The organism is Leuconostoc sp. UCMA20149, from assembly GCF_030400235.1.
Lineage (GTDB): Bacteria > Bacillota > Bacilli > Lactobacillales > Lactobacillaceae > Leuconostoc > Leuconostoc pseudomesenteroides.
On sequence record NZ_VJYC01000002.1, the window covers coordinates 181,042 to 206,436 of the forward strand.

25 protein-coding genes are annotated in these 25,395 nt (G+C 39.2%); 2 read left to right on the plus strand and 23 right to left on the minus strand.

Features of this window, described 5'->3' with window-relative positions; genetic code table 11:
• Positions 1-54 precede the first annotated feature (54 nt).
• The 11 genes from FF105_RS02890 to FF105_RS02940 form a co-directional block, all read right to left on the minus strand.
• Positions 55-1,317: an acetate/propionate family kinase gene (locus tag FF105_RS02890; protein ID WP_010278546.1), complete on the minus strand. Its 1,263-nt coding sequence runs from the start codon at positions 1,315-1,317 to the stop codon at positions 55-57.
• A gap of 76 nt (positions 1,318-1,393) precedes the next feature.
• Entirely contained in the window at positions 1,394-2,386 is a 993-nt protein-coding gene (locus FF105_RS02895; RefSeq protein ID WP_290046335.1) for a class I SAM-dependent methyltransferase, read from the minus strand.
• A gap of 39 nt (positions 2,387-2,425) precedes the next feature.
• The gene (locus tag FF105_RS02900) at positions 2,426-2,713 is read right to left on the minus strand and encodes a hypothetical protein (protein WP_010278549.1); all 288 of its coding nucleotides are present in this window, start codon (positions 2,711-2,713) and stop codon (positions 2,426-2,428) included.
• A complete protein-coding gene (locus FF105_RS02905) occupies positions 2,710-3,123 on the minus strand; it encodes a prepilin-type N-terminal cleavage/methylation domain-containing protein (RefSeq protein ID WP_010278551.1) in 414 nt (137 codons plus the stop codon). The genes FF105_RS02900 and FF105_RS02905 overlap by 4 nt, the downstream gene beginning before the upstream one ends.
• Positions 3,110-3,268 (minus strand): hypothetical protein, encoded by a 159-nt coding sequence (locus FF105_RS02910; protein WP_210727933.1) that lies wholly within the window; start codon positions 3,266-3,268, stop codon positions 3,110-3,112. Before FF105_RS02910 ends, FF105_RS02905 begins: the two co-directional genes overlap by 14 nt.
• A gap of 34 nt (positions 3,269-3,302) precedes the next feature.
• Entirely contained in the window at positions 3,303-3,695 is a 393-nt protein-coding gene (locus FF105_RS02915) for a prepilin-type N-terminal cleavage/methylation domain-containing protein (protein WP_290046336.1), read from the minus strand.
• Positions 3,679-3,990 carry a competence type IV pilus major pilin ComGC gene (gene comGC, locus FF105_RS02920; protein WP_010278559.1) on the minus strand — a complete coding sequence of 104 codons (312 nt, stop codon included), beginning with the start codon at positions 3,988-3,990 and terminating at the stop codon, positions 3,679-3,681. The genes FF105_RS02915 and comGC overlap by 17 nt, the downstream gene beginning before the upstream one ends.
• Positions 3,987-5,024, minus strand: a complete 1,038-nt coding sequence (locus FF105_RS02925; RefSeq protein ID WP_010278562.1) for a type II secretion system F family protein — start codon at positions 5,022-5,024, stop codon at positions 3,987-3,989. Before FF105_RS02925 ends, comGC begins: the two co-directional genes overlap by 4 nt.
• A complete protein-coding gene (comGA, locus tag FF105_RS02930; RefSeq protein ID WP_290046337.1) occupies positions 4,963-5,904 on the minus strand; it encodes a competence type IV pilus ATPase ComGA in 942 nt (313 codons plus the stop codon). The genes FF105_RS02925 and comGA overlap by 62 nt, the downstream gene beginning before the upstream one ends.
• A 113-nt stretch (positions 5,905-6,017) precedes the next feature.
• Positions 6,018-7,871 carry an alpha/beta hydrolase family protein gene (locus tag FF105_RS02935; protein ID WP_010278567.1) on the minus strand — a complete coding sequence of 618 codons (1,854 nt, stop codon included), beginning with the start codon at positions 7,869-7,871 and terminating at the stop codon, positions 6,018-6,020.
• A 90-nt stretch (positions 7,872-7,961) separates the two neighbouring features.
• On the minus strand, positions 7,962-8,807 hold the full coding sequence (locus tag FF105_RS02940; RefSeq protein ID WP_010278569.1) for a bifunctional 5,10-methylenetetrahydrofolate dehydrogenase/5,10-methenyltetrahydrofolate cyclohydrolase: 846 nt from the start codon (positions 8,805-8,807) through the stop codon (positions 7,962-7,964).
• 78 nt (positions 8,808-8,885) lie between these two features.
• On the opposite strand from FF105_RS02940, the gene FF105_RS02945 reads away from it, so the two are divergent.
• Entirely contained in the window at positions 8,886-9,365 is a 480-nt protein-coding gene (locus FF105_RS02945) for a ComE operon protein 2 (protein WP_010278571.1), read from the plus strand.
• A gap of 315 nt (positions 9,366-9,680) precedes the next feature.
• Positions 9,681-10,649, plus strand: coding sequence for a thymidylate synthase (locus tag FF105_RS02950; RefSeq protein WP_010278573.1), 969 nt, complete (start codon positions 9,681-9,683; stop codon positions 10,647-10,649).
• A 5-nt stretch (positions 10,650-10,654) separates the two neighbouring features.
• Here the strand turns inward: FF105_RS02950 and FF105_RS02955 are convergent, their stop codons facing one another.
• From FF105_RS02955 to FF105_RS03010, 12 genes are all read right to left on the minus strand, one after another.
• A complete protein-coding gene (locus FF105_RS02955; protein ID WP_010278575.1) occupies positions 10,655-11,278 on the minus strand; it encodes a JAB domain-containing protein in 624 nt (207 codons plus the stop codon).
• Between the two features lie 26 nt (positions 11,279-11,304).
• A complete protein-coding gene (locus FF105_RS02960) occupies positions 11,305-12,702 on the minus strand; it encodes an MFS transporter (protein WP_010278578.1) in 1,398 nt (465 codons plus the stop codon).
• Positions 12,692-13,873: a bifunctional folylpolyglutamate synthase/dihydrofolate synthase gene (locus tag FF105_RS02965; protein WP_010278581.1), complete on the minus strand. Its 1,182-nt coding sequence runs from the start codon at positions 13,871-13,873 to the stop codon at positions 12,692-12,694. Before FF105_RS02965 ends, FF105_RS02960 begins: the two co-directional genes overlap by 11 nt.
• A gap of 131 nt (positions 13,874-14,004) precedes the next feature.
• A complete protein-coding gene (locus FF105_RS02970; RefSeq protein ID WP_010278583.1) occupies positions 14,005-15,555 on the minus strand; it encodes a DEAD/DEAH box helicase in 1,551 nt (516 codons plus the stop codon).
• Between the two features lie 35 nt (positions 15,556-15,590).
• A complete protein-coding gene (locus FF105_RS02975; protein ID WP_010278586.1) occupies positions 15,591-16,733 on the minus strand; it encodes a serine hydrolase domain-containing protein in 1,143 nt (380 codons plus the stop codon).
• A gap of 23 nt (positions 16,734-16,756) precedes the next feature.
• Positions 16,757-18,085 (minus strand): UDP-N-acetylmuramoyl-tripeptide--D-alanyl-D-alanine ligase, encoded by a 1,329-nt coding sequence (locus FF105_RS02980; protein ID WP_010278590.1) that lies wholly within the window; start codon positions 18,083-18,085, stop codon positions 16,757-16,759.
• A gap of 1 nt (position 18,086) precedes the next feature.
• On the minus strand, positions 18,087-19,478 hold the full coding sequence (gene rlmD / locus FF105_RS02985) for a 23S rRNA (uracil(1939)-C(5))-methyltransferase RlmD (protein WP_010278594.1): 1,392 nt from the start codon (positions 19,476-19,478) through the stop codon (positions 18,087-18,089).
• 39 nt (positions 19,479-19,517) lie between these two features.
• Positions 19,518-19,784 carry a type B 50S ribosomal protein L31 gene (locus FF105_RS02990; protein WP_010278597.1) on the minus strand — a complete coding sequence of 89 codons (267 nt, stop codon included), beginning with the start codon at positions 19,782-19,784 and terminating at the stop codon, positions 19,518-19,520.
• 92 nt (positions 19,785-19,876) lie between these two features.
• A complete protein-coding gene (locus FF105_RS02995; RefSeq protein ID WP_010278601.1) occupies positions 19,877-21,163 on the minus strand; it encodes a UDP-N-acetylglucosamine 1-carboxyvinyltransferase in 1,287 nt (428 codons plus the stop codon).
• Between the two features lie 80 nt (positions 21,164-21,243).
• Positions 21,244-23,700, minus strand: a complete 2,457-nt coding sequence (pheT, locus tag FF105_RS03000) for a phenylalanine--tRNA ligase subunit beta (RefSeq protein ID WP_010278603.1) — start codon at positions 23,698-23,700, stop codon at positions 21,244-21,246.
• Positions 23,701-23,702: 2 nt separating this feature from the next.
• Positions 23,703-24,752: a phenylalanine--tRNA ligase subunit alpha gene (gene pheS, locus FF105_RS03005; protein ID WP_010278606.1), complete on the minus strand. Its 1,050-nt coding sequence runs from the start codon at positions 24,750-24,752 to the stop codon at positions 23,703-23,705.
• Between the two features lie 256 nt (positions 24,753-25,008).
• Complete coding sequence (locus FF105_RS03010) at positions 25,009-25,377, minus strand: winged helix-turn-helix transcriptional regulator (RefSeq protein WP_010278609.1); 369 nt, start codon at positions 25,375-25,377, stop codon at positions 25,009-25,011.
• Between the last annotated feature and the right edge of the window lie 18 nt (positions 25,378-25,395).

Below are 25,395 nucleotides of genomic sequence, written 5' to 3' on the forward strand. Positions count from 1 at the left end.
TAAAGCGACTAGCGTTTCGAAACACCAGCCGTTTACCATTTTATCACACTATGCTTATCCTTTTAAAGATTCTACATCTCTCGCAATCATCAATTCTTCGTTGGTTGGAATCAACAATGCTTTAACTTTTGAATCTGATGTTGATATTTCGACTTCTTCGCCACGGACATTATTCTTTTCATTGTCTAACTTGATGCCAAAGTAGCTTAATTTATCCACAATCATTTTACGAACCGGTACTGAATTTTCCCCAATACCCGCGGTAAATACAATAGCATCAACGCCATTCATCTCTGCTACATACTGACCGACATATTTAATTACGCGATTAATAAAGATATTAATTGCTAACTTAGCATGTTCATTCGTATCTTGAACATCCAACAAATCACGCATATCACTGGAAATAGTTGAAATGCCAAGTAATCCTGACTTTTTATTTAAAACATTCAACATTTCATCATTTGTTAAGCCTTCACGTTCTTGAATATAATAAACTAGTGATGGATCAACATCACCTGCACGTGTTGCCATTGTGACACCAGCCAAAGGTGAAAATCCCATTGAGGTATCAAATGACTTACCATCTTTAATCGCAGTAATAGATGCACCTGCACCCAAATGTAACGTAATCAACTTAAGATCTTTTAAATCTTTTCCTAACATCGCTGCTGCTCGCGCCGAAACATAACGATGTGATGTTCCATGAGCGCCATATTTACGTGCACCATATCTTGTGTAATATTCATAAGGCATTGAGTAAAGATAATTAACATCAGGCATTGTTTGATGGAATGATGTGTCAAACACAGCTACCGACAATGCATCTGGTAACAATTTCTGGAATGCGCGAATGCCCATAGCATTTGCTGGATTGTGCAGTGGCGCATAATCAGCCAAACGATCAATCTTAGCTAATACCTCATCTGTAACAACAACTGAATGGTTAAACCACTCACCACCTGCAACAACACGATGGCCTACACCTGTAATTTCTTGGAAATCTTCAATGATACCCAAATCTGTTAATTTTTGTAACATGAAGTTGATTGCTTGTTGATGATCTTTGATAGGAACAACATTTTCATACTTTTTGCCCTTACCATCTTTTGTGATTGTGATGTGGTCTTCATCATCATCTGAATGGCCAACCAAGCGTTCAGCTACAATTTCAGCGCCGTATTTGATTGTAACGATTGCATCATCCATGCCAATTCGTTCAATAACACCTTGCGCGATAACTTGTTCTGCCGGCATTTCCAATAATTGAAACTTTAGTGATGAACTTCCAGCGTTAACAGCCATTGTTTTAGCCATGATTTTCCTTTTTACCTGTCTTTCTTGAACTTGTTACACTTACGAAAACTAATTTGATAATATAATCATACGACTATTACACTTCTTTATCCAGTTTAACCCACGCTTCAATATCTTGCAAAAATTCTTGAATTTTTTTGGGATTTTTCAAAGATGGATACTGCCCCATCAATACCTCTTTTTGGGTTTGGTCAGACTTTTTTTTCAATACTAAAATAGCTTTTGCTGCTCGTTCATCTTGGAAAAAATCATTTGGTAACTGTAAAAAAGCTTTTAGTTGTGTATGAGAAGTTACAAATTGTAACAATTGTTTAGCATTATCACCGCTTAATAGTGCAGCTGGGACAATTAAATAAACCCAACCCTCATCACTCACAAAAGACAATGATTTTTCGACAATCAAATTTTGTACCCACGCTTGCCCATTTGATGACTGAGTTTCAAATTGATTAGCATCATCAACCGAATAATAGCCGACCGGTACATCTGCGATAACGACTTTAGCTTTCGGTGTCTCATCTAAGGATAAGATATCTGCTTGATAAAATGTCGTTGGTGCATTTGGATTGATTAGTTCATCTCCTGCAGCAGCCAAAGCTAACTGGGTCTCATCATTATCAATGCCAATCTTATTTAAACGAAAATCTAAATTCTCTGAAACTGTCCATAGTAAATTTCCTGATCCAACCGTGATATCAATTATCGTATCATCATCGACTAAACTTGCTGTTTGGCTAATCAAACTAGCAAGTAAATAACCAATACCATCTGGGGTAATTTGATAGTTCGCCGGAGTTCTATCATCCCGGTTTGCTTGCAAAATAGCCAGTTGAACTGCTTTACGCTTATCAGTATCACTTGCTTGTGACCAATTCAAATGAATAGCTTGTTCAATTTTTTCAGCGACTGATTGACTGGGTCTTCCTAGTTCTCGGTGAACATCCCCAGCGTTAATATCATCAATCACCTCGATTAGGGCATCAACGTAACTCACATCGATTTCCTGAGATAATTCGTGTGTAGTACTGGATAAGGCGTCAAAATATTGTGCAACTTTTTCTTGTGTCATAAGTAACATTTTAGACGGTTTTCCAAGCATTTTCAATGATTATTTCACAAGCAGCGGAACCTTTAATTGGCGACCTTGAATTGACACACAAATTTCCTGATCATCAACTGTTGCCATGATACCATCAAACATCAATGATTTATCACCATTTGTCGCATATAACAAGCTCACCCGAGCCTGCAATACGTTAATTTTCGTCAGTTGTATCAACTTTGCTTGCGCCCTTAATTGCTCATTAAAGGCAATGTTTTGTAAGACAAATACTGTACTCAACGCACCCAATATAATGACTGTAGTAACCAAAACGTAGGCTTGTTTTTTTCTCATGAGGTTGCCACCTTCTGTAAATATAAAATACCATGAATGGTGCGATGATGAATTTTTATCGTCAGTTTAAAAAGACTACCACTGGCCGTAATGAGCAAATCATCAACATTTTCCATTAAAATAATTTGTCCACTACCTTTAGCACTCAACTGTAATTTATTGTTTCGCAACATTAACGTCATTTTTTTGCTGTCTGCACTCATCAAATTAATAACATGATTATTATTATCTTTTACACTATATTTTTGGATTTCTAATTGATGCAAAGCTGTTTGAAATGTTGTCCTGTCGTCTGGTTGAGTCACTTGATTTAAATGAGGTATCAAAAACTGAATTGTAACCATAACCAATGCTGCCAGGCTTAAAGCAATCAATGATTCTAATAGTGTAAACGCTCTATTTGCCAGCATATTCTTCCCACGATTCCAAGGCTTCAATCTTTTCTTTTTGCAAAGTAGTTAATTCCTTATTGAGTTGACGCTGTTGCTTTTGAAATTGATGAAATTGATCATATTCAAAAACCACAAACGTTCCTACTAAACTTAAAGACAACATTGCTTCTCCCAAAACAAATCCTTTTTGTTTATGGCTATTTTTTAGATACACGAAATTCACCACCTCCTAAACTAAAAATAATCTTGATGTTTGGCGAACCATTAAGTGTGATGGTAATTGGCGCAACATAACCTGTTGGCAAAACGCTTATTTGTTGGTGAACACATTTTGAATAATTTTTCGGATAAGGTATGTGCTCAGCATCTATTAACATCTCAGACCGATCAAAAATAACTGTCACCGAACGTCCTTGACTCTGAGCAGTTAGCCGCGCATTTTGCCACCTCGTTTTAAACGTTACCAACCATTGATCTGTATTTTTTCCTACTGTCTTTGGTGGTTGCGCGCCAACTACCAAGCATAAACTAACGATGAGTAATGTGATTACTGACTCAACCAACGTGAATCCGCTATTGGTGAGCTTCATTATTCACAATTGTAATTTTAAGGTCTTGCACTTTTTGTAGTTGCTTGTCAGTTAAATAAGCATTTGCTTTTAGTTTAGAAATGGTCACCTCACTGTCATCTGGGTGATCATTTTGATACAAATCAATTTGTGTTTGTACTGTTGTCACCATTGCGGCAGCATGAGTTGTCACAGCATGTTTACGTTGTGCATTTAAGTTAGGCAAAATAATTAACATTAGTAAGCTAACAATAAATAAAACAATTGCTGCTTCAATTAATGTAAATCCACTATATTTTTTTCTAAAAAGTTTCATTTATATAATCCTCCTATGGCATGATACATCGGTAGTAGCATGCTGAGATATAAACCAATAATCGCTATGCCAATGATGCCAAAAAAAATGGGCTGCAATGTACCGATTAACCGGTCGGCTTGCTGCATTAACAGTTTAAACTGTGTTTTTGCATAATAATCTAAATATCGCGCTAATGTTTTTGGGGTATAACCTCTCATAAAATACCCAGCCAATGATTGATTAAAAAATTGCTTAGACAAAATATAACGATCGATCTGTCCACCTGCTTTTAAAAATTTTTGTGCATCTTGGGCTAAATAAACTGAAGCTGAACGACTATTTTGGCATGCAATGGCGTTAATAATATCTGGTAGCGTTAAGCCACCCGATAGCATTGAAGCTATTTGTTGACTAGCTTGATACGACACAACCGTTTTAGTCATCAAACTAATGATTGGTATTTTAGACATAACATTAAGCCTTTTTATCCAGTTCATACGACGCCAAGATCGCCAAATGATTGTTATCAGTAGCAGTGCCATCATTAATATTGCAATGGCGCGACCATCATAAACCCCTGTTTCTTGAGACGAATTTTGCCATTGATTCAATATTGGATAAAGAAAAAATTTAAGTCCTAATAGCATGGCACCTAATATTGCTAACAAGATAATCGGATAATGCATCACTTGTTTCACTTTATTTTGTTGTTGTGCAATTTGAGATAAATTTTGTCCCATTTTCACCAAAGTAGTGCTTAAATCGCCATGTTCATGAGCTAAATTCAGCTGAACCAATATGTTTTGGTTCACATACATAGACATAACACTAGGAAAAGTCTGTCCCTCATGGAGTCCATCCTTAATCGCGCTTAATTGCTGCTGCCACTTCTGATGCGCATCTTTCATAATATCAATGCTTTCACTAATGCTATACCCGGAGGCTAGCAAATCACCAAGCTCTTGAAAAAATTGCACCTGATCACTTGATTTAAAGCGACTGAAATGTTGTTCGCGTTGCTGATGTAATTTTGCCTGCCAAAAATGCTTCATCAAGAACCTCCTGCCATTGTATTGTGAAACCAGTAGCCATCGTAATATCACTGCCACAAAGCACATCAACAATCGCTGCTTGATTGCCTGATGTCATTGGTACTAATCTTTGATAAACTACCATTGTTAGTGCTGCCAACAATTGATTACGATCCACACCTAACTCTAGCAAGCGCAACACAATTTCTCGCGCTGACATGGCGTGTATCGTGCTGATAACTAGATGACCACTTAAAGCAGCCTGTACGACTGCTTTAGCCGTTTGATAATCTCGAATTTCCCCAATTAATAAAATCTCTGGACGATGTCGCAAAGCAACTTTTATTAACGCTTCGTAACCAATACCAGCTGCTTCGTTAACTTGTAACTGAACAAAGTTAGGATTTCTAATTTCTACTGGATCTTCAATCGTTAAAACTAGCTTGTTGTCGGCAATATTTTGCAACAACTGATAAAGCGTCGTTGTTTTTCCTGAACCAGTCGGTCCAGAGATGAGAAATAAACCCGACTCCGGTAAACCAAGTTGCATTTGCTCAAATTGCTTTGAAGATAGCCAATGTTGCTTATGCTGCTCAGAATAGATAAGACGCAAGACCACAGTTTCACGATTCAAAAAATCACCAACGCTGGAAACACGAATCCATACATGTGCCCCACGAAAACGACCTAGTTGTGGTCGACGTCTTTCTGAGATATTCATCTTTGCACGATATTTAATTGCATATATTAATTTTTCTGCATCCTCATCAGAAATATTTGATTTGGACGCTAATCCACCATTCATGTGAAACTTGATGACATACTTGTTATCATCATTTGGCAAAATATAAATATCATTCACTCGTTGTTTTTTAGCTTTTTCCAACATATCATCAATCATTATGCCAAAATCTCCCCCTTCTATTTTTTTGAGCTCATAGTATCATACGTGAACAAACAATTTAACTCACAAAAAAACACTTAGTTCATGCTGCGCTAAATGTTTTTAACAAATTAATTTTTAAATTTAGAAAACCAATCATCCATGACTTTCAACCGCGCAATACGAAGATTTGGTCGACCATTTCTTGAAACACCGTGAAAACTCTCAGGCAATCTCACTAATTCAATCGGTGTATCTGTTTGTGTTTTAATCGCCATGAAATATTCTTCTGACTGGCCTAATGGCGTCCGTAGATCGTATTCACCATGAAGTAGTAAAATCGGTGTTCGTACATTTTTGGCATAAGCTAATGGTGATATTGCCCATAATTTTGAAATATTATTGTCCTGCAAATCCAATTTCAATTCAGCTTTTGAAAAATCATAACCGATGTCACTTGTACCAAACATGCTAATCCAATTAATGACCGGTCTTTGAGCAACAGCTGCTTTAAAACGTTGATCATGACCAATAATCCAAGTGGTCATATAACCACCATAGGAACCACCTGCCACAAATACATTACGCACATCAATCACATCAGAAAATTTGGATAGTGCCGCTTTAAAGCCGGTCATAACATCACGATAGTCTTGCTCTCCGTAATGTCCAATCACACTTTTCACAAAATCTTGACCGTAAGAAGTTGAGCCATGCGGATTGGTAAAAACGACATTATATCCAAGTGAAACCCACATTTGGAATTCCCAAAAGAAGGCATCAGCATAAGCCGCATGTGGTCCACCGTGAATGTACAATAATGTTGGCGCTGGTTGTCGTTGCGCATGCATAAACCAGCCATCAACCATCGAACCATCTTCCGAAGCAAATTGATATTTTTGAGCCACTACAAACGCCTCTTGTGAATCCGGTCGATACAAAATATCACCGTGCCTAGTTTCAATTTGTGAAGGTATATTGGTATAAGAAGTGATCAGCGCTTCTGACGTAAAAGACAAAATAGCGCGTTGCGTATCATCTAGTAACGTCAAAATACCATCTGTTGTCAAACGGTATAGACGGTTGTGACCATGATAAGTCGCAACGAATTCAATTTCCGTGTCATTTCGCCAAAACAATTGATGCATACTCTTTAAAAAGACTACATCACTCATCGTATCTTGCAAAGCATCAACATCAGAATCAAATATAGGCGTGAGAGTAGATCGTTTAATGTCATATAGATACACACCAAAAATTCTTGCATTAGTATACTGCCCATCATGAGCGATCAATGCAATTTTTTCACCCTTTGGATCAAAAATTCCATCCGCAGTAAGTCCATGTGGCAAATTTTGACTCACTTCAATCATTTGACCATTGACCAACAAAAATGTTCTATTACTCTCCCCAAGCCCAGCAATGTTATCAGTTTGTGTCAATAATAATTTATGATCAAATTGGTCTAATAAAGTTGTACGCGTTGTAGTATTTAGAACAACTTTTGTCAGATCTTTAGAAATATCTAAATAGGTAATACGATATTGAGTTGATTCATCAATGAGACCATATCCGTCAGCTTTATAATTTTTTTCAGTAATGCGACGTGGTATTGGTCGCTCTGATAATACTGGTATTGGCGACTGATGGCTCGTTATGGTGAGATAATAAACATGATTATTATCCGCTGTTGCTGTGTATTGGTGTACACCTGCAGCTTCGAATGTTTTTTGTTCACCAGCAACAAACAATTGCGCAACTCCATCAATTTTTTGTAGATAGGCTAATTGTCCATTCACATTTTGTGGTAGCCATGCATCTTCAGCAATCACATTCACTTGTCCATCAACCAATTGACAAACACGATGTTGTGTATCGTTTTCAACTTCACGCAACTGTGTTTGTGTAAAATAATAACGTTCACTAATCTTAATCAATTGACTTAAACTTTTAATGTTAAACAACGATTTATCTAATTTTTTCATCATTTACCTCACTTATAATTTCAAGTCTATCATAAATCGTGAACAAAAAAGAGGTTATAACGCATTTCAGTGCCATAACCTCTCATTAAATTATTGATTTAATTCCGCTAATGTCACTGTGTTTTCCAATAAAGTAGCGATTGTCATTGGCCCTACACCACCGGGCACTGGCGTAATAAAATCTGCAATACCTTGTGCTGAATCAAAGTCAACATCTCCAGTGGCTTTGCCATCAACGACGTTCATCCCCACATCAATCACGGTGGCACCTTGTTTCAAATCTTCCCCTTTAATAAAATTAGGAATACCCACACCAACGGCTACAATATCAGCAAATTTAAGCAAACGTTTCAAAACCGCGGGTTCTGTGTAGCGATGTGCAACCGTCACCGTTGCATCAGCATTATTTAATAAAGCTGACATTGGTCGCCCAAATAGTTGAGATCTACCAACAACTAAAGCCACTTTGCCTTTTATAGGAATATGATAGTAATTCAATAACGACATCACACCTTGTGGCGTCGCTGCGACAGTATACGGCTCCAAAGCATCCCCAAACAGCATACCTTGAACAGTTGCACCTAAACCGTCAGCATCTTTCTGAGGCGCAACTGCAGAAAATACCTGTCGTTCCTTGATGCCTTTAGCCAATGGACTTTGAACTAAAATTCCTGTCACATCATCATCCGCGTTTAACGATTCAACCAAAGCGATAACACTGTCCGTTGTTTCATCTGCGCCAACAGGAATATCACGTGTTTGAATACCAAGCTTGGCTGCTTTCCGAGACTTCATGCCAACATACAATTGACTACCTTCATTGTCTGGGTCGTAAATCACAGCAAGCGTGACTGGCTTATCTAGTTTTGTCACACGTTGAGCCGTTTTGTCGTTAATTATTTTGGCAACTTTGGCACCGTCAAGTAGCTCTGTCATTCAAAAATCTCCTTCAATCTTCACAATATTTTGTTATACTCATTCTATCAGATTCAAAAACAAAACGAGGCACATTATATGGATACACGTATTAGTTGGGACCAATATTTTATTGCACAGGCAGCCATTCTGTCCACACGATCAACATGCACAAGATTACACGTAGGCGCTATTATCGTGCGAGATCATCGCATAATAGCAAGTGGTTATAACGGTAGTGTTGCAGGTACACCCCATTGCACTGAGGTTGGTGATCTCATTGTCGATGGTCATTGTGTACGAGCCGTTCATGCTGAACAAAATGCGCTCATGCAAGCAGCGCAAATGGGCATTAGCGTTGACGGTGCAGAAGTTTACGTTACAGATGTACCATGCGTGCAATGTACTAAGCTCTTGCTCCAAGCAGGCATTCGTAACATTAACTTTATGCGCAATTATCATAATGATCCATTTGCTGAAGAACTATTACGTCAAAAACATGTTTCACTTAAGCAAGTACCATTTTCATCACAAACAGCCCATCAAATTGATTTAAACCAATTTATCGCGCATGAATGATAACTTTTAGTTCGTCAGAAAACCCATGCAATTCACGAACTATTTTTAAGTTTACCATATTTTTTACTTTTAGAAAACGAATAGCATTTAAAAGTATTTTTTGTTATTATTATTCAATAAAAAACCAATAACGACAAGCACTCAAGAGTTTATTACAATTTTGTAACACGTCAATACAAGCGTCAGAACAACGTTTTAAAAAGCGTACAAATTTGCTATTAAATCGCGTTTTCGTTAATATTTAAGTAATGATTTTTGAAAGGAATCACGCGTGTCAAACTATCCAAAATAGCTAAAGCGCGTACAATAAAAAACATGTCTCAAAATGAACAGCAATACTTAGATCTAGCACAAAAAATTCTCGATGAGGGTACTTTAAAAGGTGACCGTACCGGAACCGGCACACATTCACTGTTTGGCACACAAATGCGTTTTAATTTACAGGAAGGGTTTCCACTCTTAACCACAAAAAAGGTCTTTTTCGGCTTAATTAAAAGTGAACTTTTATGGTTTTTACGTGGTGACAATAACATTCGTTTTTTGCTCGAACACAATAACCATATTTGGGATGAATGGGCTTTTAAAAACTGGGTTGAATCTGATGCCTATGATGGCCCTGATATGAGCGGCTTTGGCCAACGCTCACAGCATGATGCTGAATTCAACAAAGCCTATCAGGAACAAAAAGCTATTTTTGTCGACAAAATCCTTCATGATGACGATTTTAAGGAAACGTACGGCTACATTGGTGATGTTTATGGTAAATTATGGCGTGGTTGGAAAACAAACAGCTTAACTGCCGGTGAAGACACGATTGATCAAGTCAATCGTCTTATCAATCAAATCAAAACAACCCCTGATTCTCGGCGATTAATCTTGACGGCATGGAACGCTGAAACCACACCTCAAGCACCTCTACCTTCTTGCCACGTTTTAAGTCAATTCTATGTTGCTGATGGTAAGCTTAGTTTACAACTATATCAACGCTCCGGTGACTTTTTCCTTGGTGTGCCGTTTAACATTGCTTCATACTCCCTATTGCTTCATATGGTTGCTGCCCAAACTGGCTATGAAGTCGGCGATTTTATTCATACAATTGGCGATACACATATTTATAACAACCATATTGATCAAATTAACGAGCAACTCTCACGACCAATGCACAAACTACCAAAACTCTGGCTAAATCCAGAAGTAAAGTCACTCTTTGACTACACGATGGATGACATCAAAGTTTTGGATTACGATAGCGAACCAGCTATCAAAGCACCTGTTGCCGTTTAAAAAAGCTATCCCTGATTACTGCGGGATAGCTTTTTTAATTGCTTCTTTTCAGACATACTCCAATAATCACTGTGCGTCACAACAAATGAATCAAACAAATGAATATCCATTTGTTGGCCAAGTGTTGCTAGTCGCTGACTAAAAACAATATCTGCTTTAGATGGCATGACATAACCACTCGGATGATTATGAACAATCATAAATCCCACAGCATTTGCTTTCAAAACACGTTGAAAAATTTCTCTAGGTGACGCTTGCACATGACTCACAGTACCCACAAAAACCGTTTCCCAACCAATAACGTTTAGCTGTGCATCTAAAAGCGCCAAGCACAGCTGTTCCTGAGGTAAATGCCCGATTTTTTTTTGCGCAAATGTCCCCATTTTAGTCGAATATTTTGCGTTCAGTAAAACCTGTCTTTTTTGAAAAGCAACTGCTTTTCCTATTTCAACACCGATCAATAACGCTTGATTCGCAACTTCATTATGTGAGACAAAGTCCTCAGCTGTATCATGTGTTATTTCATTTAATGTATAAGGTTCAGGAAAGTAACGTTGAAAATTACGTAGTGCATGGTTTTCATCTTGGCCAAATAGTCTGTAAAATTGTTTAATTTTATTAGTAATCATGTTGTTTGCCTCTACAACATAATACGTTAGTACAGTCTCTTTCTCCCAAAATGTAATGCACTTAATGACAAAATGGCAGACAACACAATCAACACAACATCAACCCTAAACGTCCAAATCGTGCCTGAATGCGTTGCTACGACCAAGTCGCGAGCATCGTCCGCGTGCTTTTGAAAAGTTGCAATAATGCCGGCAGCTAAGGCAATACCAATGGCCGCAGAGTAATTATTAGTTGCTGAAAAAATTGAATTACCGGCACTCTGGAAATTCACTGGCACCTGACTAATTGTGAAAGTCATGTTATTTCCAAACCAAAAACCAGCACCAATTTGAATGACCATAAAGCCAAGTGTTAACCAAGTCAAACTAATCGGCAAGAATGCCATCAAAACAGTCCCTATCAACATTAATATCAAGCCGGTAATGATTGGCACACGCGCACCAAAGCGATCATATAGCCTACCTGACAAAATAGCCATCAGCGCATATCCCAGTGCCCCAGGTAGTAATGCCAATCCTGCTACTTGCGAGTTTTGCAATAATACAATCTGTAAAACCATTGGCACCGCATAATTAAACGTTAAATTAACAACCTGCGTTGTAAATGAAGCTGCCATACCAAAACGAAAAGTTTTATATTTAAAAATTGCCGGATTAATCAGTGGGTTAGCAATTCGCTTTGCGTGAAATAGATACCCCACTAACCCAACTATCATCGCCACAATCATGCTCAAACTCAAAGTATTGATCAATCCATGAGTGCTCGTTCGTTCGATAACAGAAATACCCGCCACAAAAAAAATACTCAGGAGTAGCCAACCGATTAAATCTAGCTTCTCTTTTTTTAATGGTGCAACCTGTTGAATGGTCCACCAACCTAATACGAGTGAAAAAAGTTGAATCGGTAGCACTACCCAAAATACCATATGCCAACCGTAATTTTGTGTTAAAAACCCACCAAATGCTGGTCCAATGGCTGGGGCAAACGAGATAATCAATGACCCCAATCCAACCATCGTTCCGCGCTTTTTCTCTGGTACTTGTTCAAAAATCACGTTATACATTAAAGGAAAACCAACGCCACCGCCAATGCCTTGTAACAGACGCCCAAATAATGTCCAGCCAAAATCGCCACTAATAGCATTAATTAACACACCAATTAAAGAAATAATAGTTGCAGTGATAAATTGACTGCGGTTAGTAAAATTTTTCTTTAACCATGGTGATAAGATAACCACCATGCTGGTCAGTAAAATAACACCAGACGTCAACCACTGCACGACATTAGACGTGACATTAAATTCTGTCATTAATATCGGGAAACTAACATTTAATGCTGTTTCTAACATAATATCAGTAAACCCTAAAATTCCAATTGCCAAAACGCTAAAAACTAAGCGTAATGATAATTTTTCACTTTGCATACTCTTCTCTCACTTTACTTACAAAATACAACGAACCCGTTAATACTGTTAAATCAGCGTCAGATTGTCTGAGGGCTGTTTGCCAGTTTACTGCCGTGCCCACTGGATATTTTTTGGCAGTTGCTTCAATATTCAAACTATGTCTACCATTTGGTCCAGTAAACGGCACTAAGGTAATGGCAAAACGATTCTGCGCTAAAATTTCAGAAAAAGAATCAGTCACATTTTTATCCATTAAACTACCAATAATTAAGTGAATCTTACCCGTTGGATAAGAATTGATTAGTGCTTTGTACAAGGCATGTAGCCCTTGCGCATTATGAGCACCGTCAATCATTAGGCTTTTATTCAGCAACTCAAACCGTGCGGGAAATCGCGTTGACGCCAAACCATGAATGATGGCAGAATTTGGAATACGTTTATCAAAAGCACGTACAGCCGCGACCGCAGTAGCTGTATTCACAATTTGATACTCTCCGGGTAATCCAGGTTTAAACTCGCCCAATTGGCCGACTATAACATTCGTAGCATGTTCTTTAATAACAGATAGCGCTTCACTAGAAATTTGACCAATAACCACAGGCATGTTCTTGTGAATAATACCTGCCTTTTGACGGGCAATATCAGCAATAGTCGGACCCAATAGGGCTTGATGATCTAAACCAACGCTTGTAATGACAGCCACACGGGCATTTGGCATTACATTGGTCGAGTCAAGCAAACCACCGATACCAACTTCAATCACTAGCGCATCAAGGTCTTGTCGCGCAAAAAAAGTAAACATAATAGCTGTCAAAACTTCGAATTCAGTCGGAATATCCGGTGCCAACTCACAATCTAGGTCAATTAAAATGTCCGCGACATCTTGAGTGACCGATAACAAATCCTCTGATGCAATCATTTTATTATCAATTTGAATTCGCTCCCGAAAATCGGTGATGAACGGTGAAATAAACAAACCCGTATGAAGTCCGGCAGATTGTAATATGTTGCTGGACATCGTAGCAACTGAACCTTTTCCGTTAGTTCCTGTAACATGAATCGCTGGTGGCAGAATCTTTTCTGGATTGCCCAAACGATCAAGTAAGGCGTGCATGCGTTCTAGTGACTCCTTTTGCCCGCCTTTTGGGCGACTATGAATATAGGCAATGGCTTCTGCAACTGTTCTCATGTCTTCCTCCATCAAAGATATTCTTACACCCATTATAATCTCATATCATTTTAAAAAATAAAAGCCGTCCATTTTGTTTGGACGGTTTCATCGTGTTTATTTCTCTTACTATTTACTCGAGCAACGGCATTTTAGCCTTTTTCACGAACGGTAAATTCTCGGCGATTCCCGCCGCTATTACGGCGGCTCTCATTTGAACGACCATCACGACGCTTGTAATCACCAAAGCGACGTTCACTTGTACCACGGCGATCATTACTACGATCACCATTGCCACGTCGATTGCGATTACCACGATAGCCACCACCACGATTACCATCACGGCGACCGCCACCATTGCGTGAACCACCGCCCTTACGTCGTGGTAATGGACGTTCGCGTGTGATTTCTACTGGTGTGTTTTGCTTTTCTAAGTCAGCTGCACTAGATAACAAGGCTGCCGCTAATTGTTCAGCAGAATATTGTGCAGTCAAAGCATTAACTTGATCTTGAATTTCTGCGACATCAGTTGACTGAATTAACTTTGCGACTTCTCCAGCGGCATTATTAATTTTACCAACACGAGCCTGTTGTAATGTTGCAGGCTCGAGAGGCGTCATACGTTTTTTAGTCAAATCTTCAACTGCACGTAGATAATCCATTTCATTTGGTGCTACAAATGTCACTGATACACCCTTAGCACCCGCGCGGCCCGTACGGCCAATGCGGTGCACATAACTTTCAGGATCTTGTGGAATATCGAAGTTATAGACGTGAGAAACATCCTTAACATCAAGGCCACGAGCTGCGACATCTGTTGCCACCAAAATATTGATTTCATGTGATTTAAACTGAGCCAAAACACGTGAACGCATTTGTTGCGTTAAATCACCATGTAAGCCAGCAGCATGATAACCACGAGCTTCTAAACCACGAGCTAATTCTTCCACGCGACGCTTTGTGCGACCAAACACAATGGCCAATTTTGGTGCTTGCACATCAAAAATACGAGTCATCGTATCAAATTTTTCATTTTCACGCATCCGTACAAAGTATTGATCAACCAAATCAGTTGTCAATTCTTTAGCTTCAATTTGAATATGCTCTGGGTTAGTCATGAACTTAACACCAATACGCTTAATAGCAGGTGGCATTGTAGCTGAGAATAACAACGTCTGACGCTCGGCTGGTGTCTTATCAATAATTGATTCAATATCATCCAAGAATCCCATGTTCAACATTTCATCGGCTTCGTCTAGAACAAGTGTACGAACGTGATCCAATCTAACTGTTTTGCGGTTAATGTGGTCTAGCAAACGACCCGGTGTACCAACAAGTATTTGTGGATGTGACTTCAAATTTTGAATTTGACGGCGAATGTCAGCGCCACCAAACACAACTTGTACATCAACATGCTTATCATGTCCAAGCTTTTTTAATTCTTCTGCCGTTTGGATTGCCAATTCACGTGTTGGTGAAACAATCAAAGCTTGAATGTTTTTATTCTCTAAATCAATATGTTCCAAAATTGGCAAACCAAAAGCAGCTGTTTTACCAGTTCCCGTTTGCGCTTGTCCAATGACATCACGTCCTGATAATGTCAACGGAATTGTTTTTTCTTGGATTGGTGTCGCTTCGACATAACCATGTGTTTTAATGGCATCTAAAATATCTTGTGACAAACCTAATTCGCTAAATTTCAAAATTTTTCTCCTTGCACCTATTGTGCGTAAGCCATTCACTTTACAGGAATGGCAGTCATTTGTGTAAATATTTTTTTGGCTAGTGGCTGGAAACTATGTGATTTGTAATACTGATTACTCAATAGCACAACAGCATTCTGTCCATTTTTTGACAAAATTACAGTTGGTTCATAACCTGGTAATATGCCATGTGCGGTCATATATTTTGGAAAATGATACATCCCCGCAGCATAACTTTCACCAAGCTTAGTTCGCCATAACTGTGCCGGACTGTCTATCAGCTTTTTGTTAATCATCAAATAATAATAGCGATACAGGTTACCTGTTGTCATTGCAACGTTACCAGTTCCTGTTTCACGATGATAGGCAACATTGTCATCACTATACGGCTTATCATATGAATCATCATAACCAATCGCACGATTAGCGGACGTTTTGAACATATCATATTGCACTGCATTTAAATGGTAGTGACGATCAAACATTTGTTCAAACAATTCCGTATAAGTTTTATGTGTCACCTTCATCAATATGCCAGCCAACAAGCGATAGTTAACCGCCTGATATGACCAGCCATAACCAACACCCGGCTCACCAATAACAACCGCATGATCCGCAGAAAAATCAATATTATCCGCTTCTGATTCAAAAGTTACTGGCTGTATATGTTGACTTAACCCGCTAGTCATTGTTATCAAATCACTTATTGTAATTCTATCCGAATTAGCAACATTAGGGTAAAACTGACTCAGCTTTGTATCAAAAGATAGCTTACCTGCTTCAATTTCTTTCATAACTAGTGTTGCTGTTAATCCTTTTTGAACTGATGCAATTTGAAACAATGTTTTGGCGTCATTAACACGTTTCGTTTTAGCATCGGCGTAACCATAGCCTTTTTGTAAAATAATTTTATTGTTATGCACAATTAATGCAGTTCCAATATAGTGCGCCTGCTTTAACTGGTTATCAGCATCTTTAGCCAACGCAACTTTAGGCACGACGTTGGTACTTAACATGGCGACATTGTTAACGCTGAAGTCATCATTTTTAATTGGCTTCAATTTAACAGATGATTCTTTGAGTTTTAAGGGCCAAAAAGTACCTAATAACAAGCTCAGTAAAAAAATTACAAGCACCCATTTCCTTCGCTTAATGTTTCGACTTTGCTTTCGTTGCATAAGTGTGTCCCCGACACATTAAATTATTTTACTAATGCGTTAACAACGTTTTCAAGATGAATACCGTGACTTGCTTTGAGCAAAATCACGTCCCCGTTTTCACCTAACGTCTGTAAATCTGTGATTAATTCGGCTAACTGATCTGTTTCATATTGGTGCAAGTGCGTTGAATCAAAGCGCTGTTGCAAAATGGGATAAAGATACATCCCCATAAATTTTCCAACCAAGTAAACGCCATCAACATCCGCCTCTATCACCGTTTTTGCCAGACCAGCGTGCAATTTTTGCGTTTGCTCGCCTAATTCTAACATGTCTCCTAGCACAATGTACCGATGTGTACTAGGAATCATTTTCAGTGTTGCCAAAACGGCAGCTACAGCAGTTGGATTTGAATTATAAACATCGCTAATCAAAGTCACGCCGTGAGCTGTCGTGAGCGTTTCAGTACGATTTTTAGTCAAATCAAAATGTTTTAGTGCCTTTGCGGCGTCTTTTGTGTCAATATGTAATAAGATACCCGCTGAAATCGCTGCGAGCGCATTCATTATATTATACCGACCTCTCAGCGGAATAGCAAATCGAGTATCATCGAATGTGAAAGAAGTTTCAGCTTTATTTTCATCGATATCACTGATTTTCTTTCCAAAATGAACAACCGATTGATTAATAGCAGCTGTTGTCAACAAAGGTTCATCAAAAGGTATAATTAATGTGCCGTCAGCTTTTAGTCCTTGGGTGATTTCCAATTTTGCCTTAGCAATATTGGCACGCGTTTTGAAAAATTCAATATGCGCCTCGCCAATCATCGTGATAATCGCGACATCTGGCAATGTCAATTCCGACAAAACAGACAGTTGCCCAAACCGATCCATACCCAATTCAACAACGAGCACTTCAGTGTCTTCTGGCATCGTCAAAAGTGTTAGCGGTACACCGATTTCATTATTGAAGTTTTCGGGTGTTTTGAAAGTTTTATACCTCGTGGCAAAAACTGCAGCAGCCATATCTTTGGTGGTCGTTTTACCATTAGAGCCTGTGATTGCTACAACCTTGGGGTTAATATCTTGTCGTCGATATCGCGCCAACTTTTGCAGAGCCGTTAAAGTATCAGGCACTATCACGGCAGCAATAGTTGATGGTATTTGGTGTTGATTGTCAGCAAGTACAGCTACTGCGCCATGATTTAATGCTTGTTCGATGTAATCATGTCCATCGTTTTGTGCTACTAATGCCACAAATAAATCACCAGGTTTAACTTGACGCGAGTCAAAAGAAACACCGCTAACAACCACATCTCCAAATTGAACAGGTGCTTGTAAAATTTGTCCTATTTTTGATACCGAATAATTCATGCTAATCCTTTCGAAATACAGTTATGCTTTCCACATGGGACGTTTGTGGAAATTGGTCAACTGGTAGTATGGAGCCATCAATGTGATAACCTCGTCGAATGATTTCAACAGCATCTCTCGCAAGTGTTACAGGATTGCAACTAATATATACAAATCGATTTGGTCCCATATCAACTGTTGCTTCAATTAATTCAGCAGTTAACCCACGCCGAGGCGGATCAACAAATACAACATCCGGTTTTAATCTTTCTTGTTGCCAGCGTTTAAACTGCTCAGGCGCATCAGCTAAAATGTATGTCGCGTTGGTAATCTGATTATTAACCAAATTCAACTGTGCATCAGCAACCGCACCAGGCACAACCTCAACACCAATCACCTTTTTAACACGATTAGCCACACTAATACCAATAGTGCCAATGCCCGAATACGCATCAATAACAATATCATTCGCTTGTAATTCAGCTTTTTGAGCTGCTAAATCGTATAATATTTCAGTCATTTGCGGGTTAACTTGATAGAAAGAATTAGGACCAATAATAAAATCATACCCTAACAACGTATCATGAATGGCATCTTCGCCCCATAGAGTCCTGTTATTAGGACTCAACAACACATACTCACGTTTTGGACTATAATTTAATCGCAAGCTTTTTAATTCAGGTAATTGTGTGTGTATTTCATTAACAATTTCCGATTCATTAGGCAAAGTTGGCACGTCAGAAACTAAAACCACCATTAATTCATGTGAATAATAACCTCTCCGAACCATAATATAACGGATTGCACCTTGCTGCGTATCTGGATCAAAGGCTGAAATTTGATATTTTTCCAAAATATCTCTAACGATTACAATTGCTTGATCAATTGCTTGGTCATTGACAAAATAATCTGTCATGGGCACTAATTCATGACTACCACGGCGATAAAATCCACTGGTTAATTTTTCATTTTGCCACTTCACCGGTACAATCGTCTTATTACGGTAATACGTTGGCTTTCGCATTCCAACAGTTGGTGCAACAGTCACTGTTAGACCTTGTTTGGCAAATAATTTTTGAATTTGCTTTTGTTTCAAAACCAATTGTGCTTCATATTTTAAATTGACCAGAGGTGCTGTACCAGCTTCAATCAAGTATTGACGGTGATTATTTTGTCTGGCATCGGAAGATACTATCCGCTCAATGACTTTTGCATAACCCGAAAATTTATCCACCTGTGTGACACATAGACGAATTTTCTCATTGGGAATAGCATCAGCAATATATAAAGGATAGTGTTCGGTTACGTGAACAATACCCATGCCATCAATACGAATGTCATCCACAACTGCCGTTATTTCCTGCCCTAATTTAACCGGTAAAATTGTACGTGCGATAGTTCTGCCCTCATACATAAAAAACGCTCACCAAGGTGAACGTTTTTGAATGAACAATTACTTGTCTTCGTTGTTCTTGAAACCAAATCCAGCAAACTTTTTGTTGAACTTGTCGACTGCACCATCGGCTTGAGTAAACTTTTGCTTACCAGTATAAAATGGGTGTGAGTCTGATGTAATATCCATACGGATTGATGGATACTCTTTACCTTCAAATTCAGTTGTTGTATCAGATGTCACAGTAGAAGCTGACAAGAACTTCTTACCTGTTGAAGCATCGACGAACACAACTGCGTGATAATCTGGGTGAATTTCTGCTTGCATGATTCGTTTCTCCTTAGCGCCCTAAGTCTCGTGACCTAGAGTCAGTTATTAACTAGATAATTGTATCAAAATTTCTATTAACATGCAACTGTTTAAGGCATCAAATTAATCAAATCAATCCCTTCAATTGTCACATCAGCGCCCAAATGGCTTAACTTTTCTTGAATGCGATCATAACCACGCAAAATATGATCCGCATCATTAATGACAGTTTCGCCTTCTGCCATAATAGCAGCAATAACAAGTGCTGCCCCTGCTCGAATTTCTGCTGCCTGAACGCTCGTTCCTAATAGACGTGGTGATTGATTGATTTTGATTTGTCCAGGAACAGCTGAATCAATATCGCCACCCATTCGACGTAGTTCAGCGATATGCTTCACTCGTTTGGGGTAAATCGTATCGACAATTGTACTTTCGCCTTTGGCTAACAATAGCAACGGTGTAATTGGCTGTTGCAGGTCAGTCGCAAAACCAGGATAAGGCATTGTCTTAATAGCCACAGGCTTTAATTCATCAGACTTATAAACATGAATGGCATCTTCACCAATATCTAAGTTAACGCCCATTTCAATCAGTTTAGACGTATATGATTCTAAATGTTCTGGAATGACGTTTTTAATCGTTACGCCGTCACCGAATGCAGCAGCCATACTCATATACGTGCCAGCCTCAATCCGATCCGGAATAACCGTATGTGTGTTTCGCGCTTTCAAACTAGGTACGCCAGCAATACGAATTGTATCGGTTCCAGCACCACGAATACTAGCACCCATGTTATTTAAGAATGTTACGATATCGATAATTTCAGGCTCACGTGCAGCATTTTCAATGATCGTCTGCCCTTTAGCACGCACGGCTGCCAAGATAATATTAATTGTTGCACCCACAGAAACTGTATCCAGAGCGACACGCGCACCAATCAAGCCATGGCTGGTAGCGTCTATGTGAATAATATCGTTGACTTCAGTCACCGTCGCTCCCAACGCCTCAAATCCTTTGATGTGTTGGTCAATTGGACGTCGTCCTAAATTATCACCACCAGGGAAAGTTACTGTCGCACGACCAAAACGGCCTAGTAAGGCGCCCATAAAATAGTATGAGGCCCGCAACGACTTAATTGCACCGCTTGGTAAATCACTTTCAGTAATATGTGTTGGGTCAATTGTCAATTCACCATTTTCAAACGTTGAACTGACATTCATTGCTTGCAAAATTAGCTGCAAATTCTTGACATCCAAAATTTGTGGCACTGTATCAAATTTAACTGGTGTATCAGCTAAAATTGCCGCTGGAATCAGTGCTACTGTTGAATTTTTAGCGCCACCAATAGTGACTTCACCACGTAAACGATGGCCGCCTTGTACGATTATTTTTGCCATGAAATTATCCTGTAACTTTATAGTCTGCATTCAATTATAACGTGTTTTCAAGCACAACTCAAATTAAATTAGAAAAATAATCAACGAATCGTCACATTAAATTGCGATTGTAATCCGCTTATAACGCTTTCAAAATCAGCATTAACCTCAGCCTCAACAAGCGTTTCATCATTATCTTGATACGTCAGAGTATAAGCCAAAGACTTCTTGTTTTCTGGTAAATTATTACCTGTATATTCATCAAATAATGTCACATCAACTAAATGATGCCCAGCAGTTTTGTGAATGGTATCTTCAATTTCAGCTGATGAAACCTGGCTGTCTACTAGCAGCGCTATGTCTCGGCTCATTTGAGGAAAGCGTGAAATAGGCCGATAAGAGACACTCGAATGGACATTTTTCAACACAGCAAAAATATTCAACTCGAAACCGAACACTGGTGACAATTTTTGCGCTTTCGTCAAACGCGGATGAATTTGTCCTACAAATCCCAAGTATTCTGTGCCCGCATAGACATCGGCTGTTTGGCCAGGATGCATATTAAGATGGCGACTTGTTGCTTGATAACTGACGTCACTTACACCAATCTGTTGTAAGTAACTTTCAACCACACCCTTCATATCATAGAAATCAACTGCTTTTGCCTGTTTACCCTTTTGCCAAGTTGATTCAAGACGACTACCCGTTAATACCCCAGCCACATGTTCAATTTCTGCTGGCTGCTGATCTTCTTGTTTGGCAATAAAAACACGTCCTTGCTCATATAGCGCAATATCATGAACAGCGTGTGCTGCATTATAAACAACATCATCTAAAAGACCAGCCAATAAATTTTGTCGTGCAGTTGTTCGATCCGAGCTCATTGGATAGTCAAGTGTCACGACGCTGTCTGCCGAATTTTCAGCAAATAGTTGTGCCTTGTTGGGTGTCGTTAAGACATAGGAAATGGCCTGATTTAATCCCAATGATTCCAAAATACGTCGAGTCCCTCTGATTTGACGTTGCAGCAAGCTCAACTTACCTGGCGTTGTTGGACCATACGGTAATGTCAATGGCAAATTATCATAACCAAATAGTCTTGCCACTTCTTCAATCAAATCTGCTTCGATACTGATATCTGGTCTCCGCGCAGGAACATCAACTAAAATCTGATCACCATTAATCTGATATGTGAATGCTAATTGATCAAAATAACCTGCAATTGCAGCCACATCAAGAGATGTGCCCAATATTTGATTAACCCGTTTAGCAGTTAATGAAAGATGCACGGCTTCACGTTGCTGATTAGCCGCTTCGATACGACCACGTGCCACCTGACCATCAGCTAAATCATCTGCCAAACTTGCAGCATGATCTAAAGCAGTGAACGTATTGTCCCAGTTAACACCACGTTCAAATCGTGCCGAAGCTTCTGAATGCAAATTATGTCGACGTGCTGTGGCGCGAATAAGACTTGGATTAAAAATAGCACCTTCAATCACAATATTTTTGGTGTTGGCATCAACTTCTGAACTAGTGCCACCCATAACACCGGCTAACATTAAACCATCTTGTCCGCTGGCAATGACAATATCTTTTCCAGATCGAAGTGCCCGATTTTGACCGTCTAATGTGACCAAAGACTCATTATCATTGGCAAGACGAACATGAATATCTTTGTGTGATAACTTGTCCAAATCAAAGGCATGTAGGGGTTGTCCATACATTAACATCATATAGTTGGTAATATCAACTATATTATTGATTGGCCTCATGCCTGCGTTCCACAACTTTTTTTGTAACCACAGCGGTGAATCCTTCACCGTAACTTGATTTACAACCCGCAATGCGTATTTTGGTGCCAAAGACGGGTCATCAATCTGAATCGATATCTGGCTATCGGCCGGTGTTTCATATTCAATTAATTCAAAGTCGGGTTCTTGAACCTTCACCTGTCGCATTGCGCCAAACTCATATGCTGTTCCGATCATTGAAAGCATATCAGAGCGATTTGGTGTTAGGTCCGTATCTAAGACTGGTTCATTCATCCCCAAAGCCGCAATTGCGTCATCGCCAGGTTTTACACCATCATCTGGTCCAAAAACATAAATACCGGCCTCAAAATCTTTAGGTGCAATCTTGTTATCAAATCCTATTTCTTGTAACGCAACCAACATGCCATAAGACATTTGTCCTCGTAATGACACTGCAGAAAGCGTCACTAATTCGCCACTACCATGATTGATAATATGGGCACCAACTTTGGCCAAAATAACAAATTGACCGGCAGCGACATTGGGCGCTCCAGTAACAATTTGAATCGGTTCAGATTCACCAGCATCAATCTGTGTAATAACCATATGATCTGAATCTGGATGTGGGTTAACGCTCAAAACCTTTGCCACAACCAAACCATCTTGTTGTCGCGCAATAGTGGTATAGCTATCAATTTCAACACTTGTACGCGCAACTTGCTCAGCCAGTTGATTAACAGCAACCTCATCCAAAGCAAGCGGCTCATCCAAATATTCATTTAACCAAGCTAAACTCGTTTTCATGATTAATTCCCCTTCCGATTAAATTGTGACAAAAACCGAACATCATTCAGATAGAATTGTCGAATATCATCTACACCATACTTCAACATTGCAAGTCGATCCGGTCCCAATCCAAAGGCAAACCCTGAATATTTTTCAGGATCAACACCGTCCATGCGTAATACATTGGGATGCGTCATACCCGCTCCCAAAACTTCAATCCATTTAATATCTTCTGGTTTTGTATCAGGTGTCACCTCATCCCAGGAAACATCGACTTCAACAGACGGTTCCGTAAATGGAAAGTATGATGGGCGCATCCGAATTTGATGCTTTTCGCCGAACAATTCCTGCATAACGGATAATAAAGTGCCCTTTAAGTCTGCCATAGTAATATTTTCACCAACAACCATGCCTTCAACTTGATGGAATTGGTGCGAATGTGTGGCATCATCAGTATCACGACGGTAAACTTTTCCCGGTGCAATCATTTTAAGAGGCCCCTTAGAAAAATCATGTTTCTCTAATGAACGTGACTGAACAGGTGAGGTCTGCGTGCGAAGCAAAATTTCTGGCGTAATATAAAATGTATCCTGCATGTCACGGGCTGGATGATCTTTAGGCAAGTTTTCTCTTTCGAAATTATACTCATCCGTCTCAACTTCTGGTGAATCAACTGTATCATCAATTACTTGAAAGCCAAGACCCAAAAAATGTTGCTCAATTTCATCAATAATCTGTTGTAATACGTGCGGTTGACCAATTAGTGCTTTGGTGCCTGGCATTGTGACGTCAATTTTTTCTGCTTCCAACTGCTTGGACAAAGCTGCTTCTGCCTCAGCAGCTTTTTTTTCGGCCAATAATTCAGTAATCGTTTGCCGAACATCATTGCCAATTTCACCGACTGCTTTACGATTTTCAGCAGCGACATCCTTCATGCCCTTCAATAAAGCAGTCAACTCACCTTTTTTGCCCAATAATTTAACACGCAATTGTTCAATATCGGCATCTTGTGAATTAATACGTGAAACAGCAGATTGTTTCAGCTGTTTTAAATCATCAATTAAACTCATCATTTTTCCTTTCTAACAAAAAATCCCATGTTATCTCAAAAAAGATAACATGGGACGTCAAATAAACGCGGTACCACCCAAATTTCTGAACATCGCCAGCTTTGGTGTCCGTAACGTGGACTAGCGTTGGCGATTAAGCCATTACTCCTGACTGAAATTCATCATTAGCTACCCACGGTCTTCCACTATTCACCGCTCGCTATTGGCGCTTAATCATTACTAGGTCATTCATCGCAATCTTACTATGTCTATTGTATCAAACTTCTGTCATGCTGTCAGGCACTTCGAGTTTTGCAACATTATTGAATTTATCAGCCCATTCGTGAACTGCTTTCATCATTGGTCGCATCGCTTCGCCAGCCTCAGTCAATTTGTATTCAATCAAATTAGAATCTTCATAAGTTTGACGAATCACTAAATGCGCTGCTTCTAGTTCTTTTAAACGCTCGACCAAAACGCGGTCTGAGCAAGCTGGAATAGCACGTGAAATTTCTAAAAACCGCTTTGGACCACTGACCAGTAACGTTTCAATAATCATTCCGTTCCATTTACGACCAAGAATTTCGAATGTTTTTGTAAAATTTTGACATAAAAGATTTTCTGTATGTTCTGCCAACTTTGCCATAATTATTCCTCCAGGCTC

Excerpts from the sequence above, each read along its gene's own strand:
- comGC (WP_010278559.1), bottom strand. The coding sequence starts at position 3,990 with ATGAAACTTTTTAGAAAAAAATATAGTGGATTTACATTAATTGAAGCA.
- FF105_RS02965 (WP_010278581.1), bottom strand. The coding sequence starts at position 13,873 with ATGAGAACAGTTGCAGAAGCCATTGCCTATATTCATAGTCGCCCAAAA.
- FF105_RS02960 (WP_010278578.1), bottom strand. The coding sequence starts at position 12,702 with ATGCAAAGTGAAAAATTATCATTACGCTTAGTTTTTAGCGTTTTGGCA.
- FF105_RS02900 (WP_010278549.1), bottom strand. The coding sequence starts at position 2,713 with ATGAGAAAAAAACAAGCCTACGTTTTGGTTACTACAGTCATTATATTG.
- FF105_RS02940 (WP_010278569.1), bottom strand. The coding sequence starts at position 8,807 with ATGACAGAGCTACTTGACGGTGCCAAAGTTGCCAAAATAATTAACGAC.
- FF105_RS02995 (WP_010278601.1), bottom strand. The coding sequence starts at position 21,163 with ATGGCAAAAATAATCGTACAAGGCGGCCATCGTTTACGTGGTGAAGTC.
- pheS (WP_010278606.1), bottom strand. The coding sequence starts at position 24,752 with ATGAGTTTAATTGATGATTTAAAACAGCTGAAACAATCTGCTGTTTCA.
- FF105_RS02975 (WP_010278586.1), bottom strand. The coding sequence starts at position 16,733 with ATGCAACGAAAGCAAAGTCGAAACATTAAGCGAAGGAAATGGGTGCTT.
- FF105_RS02945 (WP_010278571.1), top strand. The coding sequence starts at position 8,886 with ATGGATACACGTATTAGTTGGGACCAATATTTTATTGCACAGGCAGCC.
- FF105_RS02955 (WP_010278575.1), bottom strand. The coding sequence starts at position 11,278 with ATGATTACTAATAAAATTAAACAATTTTACAGACTATTTGGCCAAGAT.
- FF105_RS02915 (WP_290046336.1), bottom strand. The coding sequence starts at position 3,695 with ATGAAGCTCACCAATAGCGGATTCACGTTGGTTGAGTCAGTAATCACA.
- FF105_RS02910 (WP_210727933.1), bottom strand. The coding sequence starts at position 3,268 with ATGTTGTCTTTAAGTTTAGTAGGAACGTTTGTGGTTTTTGAATATGAT.
- comGA (WP_290046337.1), bottom strand. The coding sequence starts at position 5,904 with ATGATTGATGATATGTTGGAAAAAGCTAAAAAACAACGAGTGAATGAT.
- rlmD (WP_010278594.1), bottom strand. The coding sequence starts at position 19,478 with ATGTATGAGGGCAGAACTATCGCACGTACAATTTTACCGGTTAAATTA.
- FF105_RS02950 (WP_010278573.1), top strand. The coding sequence starts at position 9,681 with ATGTCTCAAAATGAACAGCAATACTTAGATCTAGCACAAAAAATTCTC.
- FF105_RS02905 (WP_010278551.1), bottom strand. The coding sequence starts at position 3,123 with ATGCTGGCAAATAGAGCGTTTACACTATTAGAATCATTGATTGCTTTA.
- pheT (WP_010278603.1), bottom strand. The coding sequence starts at position 23,700 with ATGAAAACGAGTTTAGCTTGGTTAAATGAATATTTGGATGAGCCGCTT.
- FF105_RS02990 (WP_010278597.1), bottom strand. The coding sequence starts at position 19,784 with ATGCAAGCAGAAATTCACCCAGATTATCACGCAGTTGTGTTCGTCGAT.
- FF105_RS02895 (WP_290046335.1), bottom strand. The coding sequence starts at position 2,386 with ATGACACAAGAAAAAGTTGCACAATATTTTGACGCCTTATCCAGTACT.
- FF105_RS02890 (WP_010278546.1), bottom strand. The coding sequence starts at position 1,317 with ATGGCTAAAACAATGGCTGTTAACGCTGGAAGTTCATCACTAAAGTTT.
- FF105_RS02925 (WP_010278562.1), bottom strand. The coding sequence starts at position 5,024 with ATGAAGCATTTTTGGCAGGCAAAATTACATCAGCAACGCGAACAACAT.
- FF105_RS02980 (WP_010278590.1), bottom strand. The coding sequence starts at position 18,085 with ATGAATTATTCGGTATCAAAAATAGGACAAATTTTACAAGCACCTGTT.
- FF105_RS02935 (WP_010278567.1), bottom strand. The coding sequence starts at position 7,871 with ATGAAAAAATTAGATAAATCGTTGTTTAACATTAAAAGTTTAAGTCAA.
- FF105_RS03010 (WP_010278609.1), bottom strand. The coding sequence starts at position 25,377 with ATGGCAAAGTTGGCAGAACATACAGAAAATCTTTTATGTCAAAATTTT.